Genomic DNA, 8179 nt, shown 5'->3' on the forward strand with positions numbered 1-8179 from the left:
GCACCACCAAACGCGGCCGAATCAGAACCTCGTTGGCCGGCCCCGCCGGCCGCGCCTGCTCCTGACGCACCACCAAGAGCCGCTGATCCAGAACTACGCTGGCCGGCGTTTCCGCCTGGAGCCCCGCTCGTACCGGGAGATCCAGCCCCGCCGGCCGAGCCCGCTCCTGAGGCACCACCAAGAGCCGCCGAACCGACGAGTTGCCCAACCACCGCTTCGACGGAAGCATCGAGGTTTGTTCCATTCCGGCCGGCGCCAGATGTTCCTACGATCCCTGTAAGCCGAGTAGCAAGCAGTTCCCCAAATAACCGCTGCTCCAATTGTCTGCGGGAACGATCCCGCTTGGCAGCTGGACTTGGTCGGTAAACTATTTCGTGACCGCGGCCTGCGGCTACGGCGCTAATCTGATTAGCAATGTCGTCTCTAAGGTAGGTTTCTGCCTCGGCGTTGGATCTTCTGACTGTATCTTCTAGTTGCCGCGCACGAGCAGGAGCCTGGTCGCGCGGGCGCGCGCCCGGAGCTCGTGTCTCATCCACATTCGATTGCGATGCAGATGGACTTCCGCGGACTACAGTTTCTGCGTCATCCGCGGCATCCTCCTGATCGGAAGTGGAAGGTTCCCCGCCACCTATCTCGTTGTACTTCCCTTTTATATCCTTAGTGCTATATCGGCTAGAAGGTGGCCCAACGCGGCCAACGGGCCCAAATGCTCTTAATGCTGGCTTCCCACCTGTGCGGAAAGCGGGATTGCGAAGTATTTTACTCGCATCTGGTGCTGAAAAATCGAATTGCGTTCTGAAGTTGTCGCCGGACTTGCTTGCTTGATCTTGCTGAGCAAGCACAGAAGCTGGAACAGCCAGCAAAGCTGATGCGGCGAGAGTCGACAGGAAATCAAGTTTGGGCCATCGGAACATGTTTCAAAGCATCCAAAATTGATACAGGACGCCCTCGGAAGTCATATAAAACAGCAATCGAGCGGCCTGATTCGACGCTGATTTTGGCACATCAAATTCCACATTTCCAAAGTAAATTATACCGTCACTAGATTTTTCAAGAGACCCATCAATAGGCAGAGAGTTATCAAACAACCACTCAATCCCGGACGCCCCCGATCTCGGCCGGTACAAAGCGAGACCAATCCAGTCGAAATTAAGTTTTTCCCGTACGATGCGAGCGCGCGACGAAGGATTTATCTGAACAGATAAATGTTTTATCCGATATCGAAAGACGTCGCCAGCGTCTATACACCCCACCTGTCCTGTAATTAGCACCCATGCATTGCCGCCATTCGCGACCTTTAGAGCAAGCTCTTCCCGTGCGCCAACGCAAGTTTTCACCTTCATGCCGCCTTGCTGAAGCCAATAACCTTCATCGTCCGCTGCGATTGCGCTTGACTGCCAACCGGCAAACCAAACGCAAAAAACTACAGCTACGATTAAAACGAAGATTGGGTGACATAATGCGCGCCGCAGTACAGTTGAGATTTTGAGCCGATCTAACGTCATGTTTCAACCTATAGTCCCGAGCAATGGGGCGATTACTCAATAGTCATCTGGCCGTCTTGATGGATTACTACCGTTGCGGCAGCTACCCTTGAACTCGCATTTAATCCCGAACTGACATTCGTCATAGGCAGATCTTTTCGCCCGTATCGATCAAACACGAAGCCAGTGACCTCAGCCGAGCCACCGGATGAGGCTTCGATGACATATTCTACACGATAGCTGCCAGGCTTCGCCTCGGGCGCAACCCAAACCTCAACTCCGCCAGAACTTCCACCAATTGAGTCGATGCTCAATTGCGAACGCGACCCGGGAAAATCCCGGCTGAGTTTGTTTGGCTTCGCCCAGAAGTACTCATTTCCGTCAGCATCAATCACGTGCAGATCGACATCGATCGATTTCTTCCATTCGATCTGCACAAGCAGGAATGTTCTACCTAGTTCCGCTTGACACCGCAGTTTGCCGAGTTGACAATTTTTATTTTCAGCTACCAAAGCTCGGATTTGACCGAGCTGCTCCTTCTGCTCGCCGGTGGCGACTTTGATATTCTCTAAGTTCCTGGCTTCGCTCGCTATGAGGGCACTTCGCTGTTTAAGTTGCCGGTCCAACGATTTGATCTCTTCTGAATTATCCTTCTTGTAGTACGGGAAAAGAATGACAGAAACAACAATGAAGGCGCCCAGCGCAGATGCGAACATGTCGAGCACCGACATGCTGAATATCTCTATGTTACGATGCGGCCGACGCATCACCTCATTCCTGTTCGCTTTGAATCACGGTTGAGCCGTCCCGGGATATAACTAAGTTTGCTGCATGGGCCCTGGATTTTGAAGGCGTCAAGAGGACTTCAGGCAACAACCGTCGCCCACTGGTGCGGTCAATTATCCAACCACGAACTCTAACGCTGGGACTTTGAAGTTTGAGCACGTTATAACTCACCTTGTACGTCCCCTCACGAGCCACTGGCGACTGCCAAATCTCAATGCCTGGACCGTCCCGCATATCTAGGCTCAGCTGCGAGTCATCAGGTTCTCCGCTGCCTGTCTGCCGACCGGAGAACTTTCGCATCGCATAGGAGAACGTGCGACCTGCGGGATCAGTAACATAAAGATCAACGTCGCACGGCTCATCCCATTCAGCCCCAACGACGAGAAATGTCTTTGTAAGAGAAGCTTCACACATAGCGCGCGCTCGCTTACATTCCTTTAGACCACTCGCAGCGGCATTTCCCTCTTTTACTTGGAGAAGAACGTTGCTTAGCGCGCTGGCCGCGTCCGCGGACTGCCGGCGTACCTCCTTGAGATCAGTTTCTAAGACTTCAAGATCCTTCCTCATTTTCACTTCAAGCTTTGCTTTGTTGTAGTACGGAAACAAAAGAACTACTATTATAATAAATGCTCCCAATGCCGATGCAAACATGTCCAGTACGGACATGCTAAAAATCTCAATATTCCTTTGGGGGCGACGCATCTGTAGGATTCAAGTCCGCATAAGTAAAATTAACGCAGTGGCGAGAAAAGACAAAACAATGAGTAGTGCCGCAATGGGGTGTCGAATAACGCTGTCCATCGCAAAGCCATTAGATGCATTTTCGTTGATCTGATATATAACTATTGTGCTATTGTCTTGATTGGACTTTCCCTTGCGTTCGATTGTGCTTAGTACGTCGTTAACTTTGGTCTCCGGACAACCTGACGGATGTCTTGCAATCACTTCGATTATTTCATTGTCAGATAATGTCATAACTCCATCAGATGCTAGGAGTATTTGGTCTCCCGCGCTCAACCCAAGAGGTTCCTTGCAAATATCAATGAGTGGTATGATATCTCCAGTCAGTGCTGACTGCAGCATATTTGACAGATCAGTAGTTCGACCTAGGCTCATAGCGCGTAGGGAATGATCTTCATTGAGTCGGTACAGGCGATTAGAGCGGCAAAGCCAGAGTGGTGAGTCGCCAACACTGATCCAAATTACATCAGTTCTCGTCGCATAAGCGGCAACAAGTGTCGTGCCCATGCCGCGGGTATTCGGATCTGCGTCCTGGAAGCGCGACAAACTTAAATTCGCTGCCTCAAGTGCTTGTTCAAGACATGCTGACGCCGGCATTTGCGCTTTGTGCTTCTTGAGAAAGCATTCGCAAAAAGATGAGACCGCAACCGAACTTGCCAACCGTCCGCACGCATGGCCACCCATTCCGTCTGCTAAGACTAAGAGCTTGCTACGATTTTCTTCGAGCTCTATAATCTCAAAAGAGTCTTCCTGCTCGTTTCGTGTGCCTTGAATAGCGCTGCCGTATACGGACGAAATTGAACCTTTCGGCGCCTTGTTCATTCTATCCAGCCAAACTGAGGTCCACAAAAGGGCACAAATTTAAGCTTGGTAGCCCCGACAGTTATAGTTTCGCCGCCGAAAACCTCTACGGGGGTCAAAACCAATTCATCATTTAGGTATGTAAGATTCCGACCTTCGCCACAATTTACATAAAAGCGACGAGATTTCGGGTCATATATTAGGAATGCATGTTTCTCGCGGTGAATCCCTTCATCACCGAAAGCGAGAGCAATTTTTTGATCTAGATTGCGGCCAACCGAATTGACGCCCACACCAAGTTCAAAGGAGTGTCCTCTGCCGGGGCCATCAACGATCACTGCCCAGCCTGTGACGGGGTCGGCTGTAGCCCCAGCGGAAGTTATGGCCGGTCGGATGATGGACGGATCAATTTGCGTTTGACTGAGTACAGCAGCGGGAGTTTCAAATCGAACAAGTCTGGTAGCTGCATCGTCAGTGGTCACTGACACGGTCGGCCGAGGTTCAAGACGTCCAGCGATGGTCAGCGCAGAATCTCGAGCGGGCCAGGCAAGACGCCGATTTGCCGGCGAGCGAAGCCGATCATCATTGATACTGGCGATATCTAAGGTTGCGGGTTCCCAGTCCCCGTTCACCTGCCCGACCAAAACTGTCTTACCAGAATCACCCTCTGTCTTTGGTTCCGCCGGCGCGATTAGCAGCGTCTTTACGTTTTCCATCTTGTTGCCTCAGTTAAAGCTGAATGATTCAACTTAGGTTCTATCTGCCACATACAATCTATTGACTAAGTTGTCAAGGCAGTATTGTCCGGCCAAATTGAGTGCGTGTTCTTCCTTGGACTGAGCAATGTTCTGTAGTAAAACAAGTATTGAAGCCATGACTAGAGCTAAGAACGTGCCATTGAAGGACACAGCTAGCATGCCTGTGACGTCCGTCAGGAGATTTGCGTCCGAAATGTGAGCAGGATCGCCGGCATGCTCCAGCGCCCGCCCAATTCCAACAACTGTTCCGATGAAACCAAGCGATGGAATTACCCAGCAAATATAACGGATCATATTGTAGCGCAGATCGACTTCGTGTAAAAACATTTCGACGCTAGTGTTCAATAGGGATGCGCTTTCAGCAGTTGATTTACTAGCTTGAAACTGAAGTATGCAGCGGCTAATTAACCTGGGTAGAAAACACGCGGTCGCGCGTGTATTAGATTTCAAGTTCCTATATAAGCCAGGAAGATCATCTGACTGAAGGATAATTGTATCATCTTCTGGCAAAAAACCAGATCTTAGTTGTTTGAATTCTCGCTTGGCGGCGACAAATCGGACTAATAGTTCCCCTAGGCCGATACAAAACGCAATCCACATTCCATTTTGCACCGAGTAGGGGAAAGTATGGGCGCGGTCTAATAAAATATGAGCCCATTCATCGTTCAGAGTTGCGTATAGTGCATATATAAGAATAACTGATAAGATCAGGGAGATAACGGCAATTATTTGCCTCTGCGAGTCTAAATCAAACCGTTTTGTACTCACCTTCGTTTTCCTATTCTGTGGCCTGTATAATCTCGCCAGTCTCAGGGTTTCTCCGGAATTTTACCCGTCCGGCAGGAATTTGCACTTGCTGCAGCAAATCTGACAGCAGAATTGTGTATCTACCAAAGCGAATCTCTTCGCTGACATCTACAATTCTCTGCTGAAATTTCTTCCATATACCCTTGCTGCGTAGATAGGTTCCATTAGAGCTATCGAGATCTTCTACAATCAGTCGATCGTTAGGAAGATGTGAGATCGTGGCGTGTACTCGAGATATACTTTGATCAAGCAATTTCACGTAGGGCTTAGTCAGATCCGGGTCACGACCGACTACGCATATCAAGGATGGGACTTTCATTGCTGATGGCACATTCCCTATTGAATTCCTATCGGATGCGGCGCATCTCGAGGCCTATTAAAGCATAAATATGGCGTTTGCATAGGCTTCTCTGCCGCCGCGATCGCAGCCAGTTGCCAGGGGAGCGCGGCGCGACTTGATTTCGTCATTGTTGCTGTGTGTATCTCGCTCTGGCGTTGCGTGCTGGCATAGTCTGGCACAAGCCGTTGCTCGATGCTGGTCGCGTACTCACCTTTAAGGCCCGCCGCTGCTGCGCGCACGCGACTTTGTCTGGCTACTGCCGCCCTCGCTGCACGAGTTCGTGGCGCCTGGGCACGTGGCGCACTTCGTCCGCGATACGGTGCGAGAGCCGCTCGACCTCTCGGCCATCCTCGCCACCTACATCGAGTAGCGCGGATATCGGCACTCACCGGCATCGCGAGACGCTGCGCCATACGGGCGGCGGGCGCACCACCGAGGGCGAGACCGAGATGGCGCTGGAGCACGCGCAACCGGTCGGATCGGCGGGCATGAGCGGCGGCGACGTCATCGACACTCTCGCTGAAGGTCCGCCGCGGGCAGGCTGGGTTCGCACAGCGGAAGCGTCGCAGCCGGAGGCGCAGGTGGACGGACCGGCCCTGCCAAGGCAAATCGGCGAGGGTGCGCTCGCAGTGACCGTGCTTGCGGCCCGCGGACGATCGACAGGTGGGACAGCACGTCGGGCCCGGACGGGGTACGACGCGCACGATGAGCGGGTCGGTCGCCGGCTCGATGCCGACGACGGTCGAGCCATCGGGCACGAGCGGCAGGATACGGCGGGGCATGGCGTCCTCCGGAAAGCCGATCTCCGGAGATGGGGCACGTCACGCCGGCCGGCACACTTCGCCACACGAAGTGCGGAAGAACCAGTATTCAACGCCCGCTGACAACCGGAGGGCCGCTACTTCGTCTCGGAAGCGACCGTCTACCGCTTGCTCAAAGCCCAGGACCTGATCACCAGCCCGTCGAGCTGGAGGCGCGGGTTGCCGCCTTCGTCGAGCGTTACAACCACGCTCGGGCTCACGAGAGCCGGGGCAGCCTCACGCCTGCCGACGTCTACTTCGGCCGTGGCGAGGCCATCCTGCAGGAGCGGACGCGGATCAAGCGCCAGACCCTCATGGATCGCCGCTTGCGCCATCACGCGCAGGCTGCCTAACCTCTCAACCCAGGTGGACCAGAGCCTCCGTTCCTGAGACCCGTCCGATAAGTGCCTCATGAGAAGTCCGGGAGGAGATTTTGGACCCTCAATGCTCAACGTGAGAGTGCATCTGGCCGCACCGCCTTTGGCCTCACAGACGACTTATCGGTCGGGCTCTGAGCGCCTCAAGTCGTCTCAAATCACCTGACGACGGGCAAGCAAGAATAAAAACTAATGCATATTTACTCACGGTTCATGCCTTCCCAAAGACTTCGGTAGTTTATTAAGTGATTTCGCAGTTATCGTTTAATCCGAACGTATTGTTATTGAGATAATATTGGGACATAATTGTCATGGCAGTGATCATGATCATCTTAGAATGGCACAACTGATTATAGATTTCTTGTTAACAACGCCCGGAAAATCATAATAAACGTAGCCGGCACAGCTAGTGCGATCCAGGCTAATCTCCCAAGTCGTATGCATACTGTATTCCGCGCCAAGAAGACTATTTGAGGTTAGCTGAATAGTTTGCCCGTCGAAAGAGGCCTCAGAAAAAGTGGATAGCCCATTTCCCCATTTTCCCGCTTGTTTACATCGCATCTGGTATAAAATTTTCTTCCCTATTTCCGCTTGGATTCCGGATTTATGACAGCCCGCATCTTCACCGTAGGTTGTTAGAAAAATTTTACGGCCTGATACCACTCTAACGCTGGACTTAATCCCACTCGAATCGATTAGATTTATTCCCTTTACGGGGATATCCATCGCAATTGCAGCAGTAGAGGCAAACAAAAAGATTGACCCCAAAATCTTAACTATGCAGCTCATATTTTCTCTCCGAGAAATTAAGTAAAGATTTCGTTATATTTTGGACGATTTACTAATATCGTACAGCAGATGGCCAATTACAATTGATAGACATATCATATCCATATGTATCATTTGCTGAGTCCTTACTCGCAAAAACGACTTCCATTAAACATAAAACAGGATCCTGTGCTTCGGGATTTAGATTGGGGATTTTTAGTGTTGTGTACAGATGGTTTTGGTGGCGGATTATTTTTCTTGGGTAAGGGCCGGGACTTTTCATTGTTGCGCTCATTGTCTTGTTGTTTGATCCGTTTCTGATCGAGCTTTTTCTTGGCCCGCGATCGCAAATCAGCGGCCTTGCGCTCATCGTCGGCCCTTTTGGCCTCCGCGGCCTTGCGCTCATCGTCGGCCCTTTTGGCCTCCGCGGCCTTGCGCTCATCGTCGGCCCTTTTGGCCTCCGCGGCCTTGCGCTCATCGTCGGCCCTTTTGGCCTCCGCGGCCTTGCGCTCATCGT

Annotated in this window: 7 protein-coding genes and 3 pseudogenes; 1 reads left to right on the forward strand and 9 read right to left on the reverse strand. The window is 51.9% G+C overall.

Going from position 1 to position 8179, the window contains the following annotated elements:
• Positions 1 to 917 precede the first annotated feature (917 nt).
• From ACLBX8_RS31145 to ACLBX8_RS31180, 8 genes and pseudogenes are all read right to left on the reverse strand, one after another.
• Positions 918 to 1505, reverse strand: coding sequence for a hypothetical protein (locus tag ACLBX8_RS31145; protein WP_447716362.1), 588 nt, complete (start codon positions 1503 to 1505; stop codon positions 918 to 920).
• Between the two features lie 32 nt (positions 1506 to 1537).
• Positions 1538 to 2215 carry a hypothetical protein gene (locus ACLBX8_RS31150; RefSeq protein WP_447716363.1) on the reverse strand — a complete coding sequence of 226 codons (678 nt, stop codon included), beginning with the start codon at positions 2213 to 2215 and terminating at the stop codon, positions 1538 to 1540.
• Between the two features lie 40 nt (positions 2216 to 2255).
• Positions 2256 to 2936, reverse strand: a complete 681-nt coding sequence (locus ACLBX8_RS31155) for a hypothetical protein (protein ID WP_447716364.1) — start codon at positions 2934 to 2936, stop codon at positions 2256 to 2258.
• A gap of 45 nt (positions 2937 to 2981) precedes the next feature.
• Positions 2982 to 3833: a PP2C family protein-serine/threonine phosphatase gene (locus ACLBX8_RS31160; protein ID WP_447716365.1), complete on the reverse strand. Its 852-nt coding sequence runs from the start codon at positions 3831 to 3833 to the stop codon at positions 2982 to 2984.
• Complete coding sequence (locus ACLBX8_RS31165) at positions 3830 to 4528, reverse strand: FHA domain-containing protein (protein WP_447716366.1); 699 nt, start codon at positions 4526 to 4528, stop codon at positions 3830 to 3832. Before ACLBX8_RS31165 ends, ACLBX8_RS31160 begins: the two co-directional genes overlap by 4 nt.
• Before the next feature lie 33 nt (positions 4529 to 4561).
• Entirely contained in the window at positions 4562 to 5338 is a 777-nt protein-coding gene (locus ACLBX8_RS31170; RefSeq protein WP_447716367.1) for a MotA/TolQ/ExbB proton channel family protein, read from the reverse strand.
• A 10-nt stretch (positions 5339 to 5348) separates the two neighbouring features.
• On the reverse strand, positions 5349 to 5696 hold the full coding sequence (locus ACLBX8_RS31175) for an FHA domain-containing protein (RefSeq protein WP_447716368.1): 348 nt from the start codon (positions 5694 to 5696) through the stop codon (positions 5349 to 5351).
• Positions 5697 to 6274: 578 nt separating this feature from the next.
• A pseudogene (locus ACLBX8_RS31180) lies at positions 6275 to 6499 on the reverse strand (transposase family protein); the annotation flags it as partial.
• Positions 6500 to 6675: 176 nt separating this feature from the next.
• On the opposite strand from ACLBX8_RS31180, the pseudogene ACLBX8_RS31185 reads away from it, so the two are divergent.
• A pseudogene (locus ACLBX8_RS31185) lies at positions 6676 to 6870 on the forward strand (IS3 family transposase); the annotation flags it as partial.
• 938 nt (positions 6871 to 7808) lie between these two features.
• Here ACLBX8_RS31185 and ACLBX8_RS31190 read toward each other — a convergent pair.
• Positions 7809 to 8179 (reverse strand): annotated as a pseudogene (locus ACLBX8_RS31190) (hypothetical protein); the annotation flags it as partial.

It is taken from the genome of Methylobacterium sp. D48H (assembly GCF_053345715.1).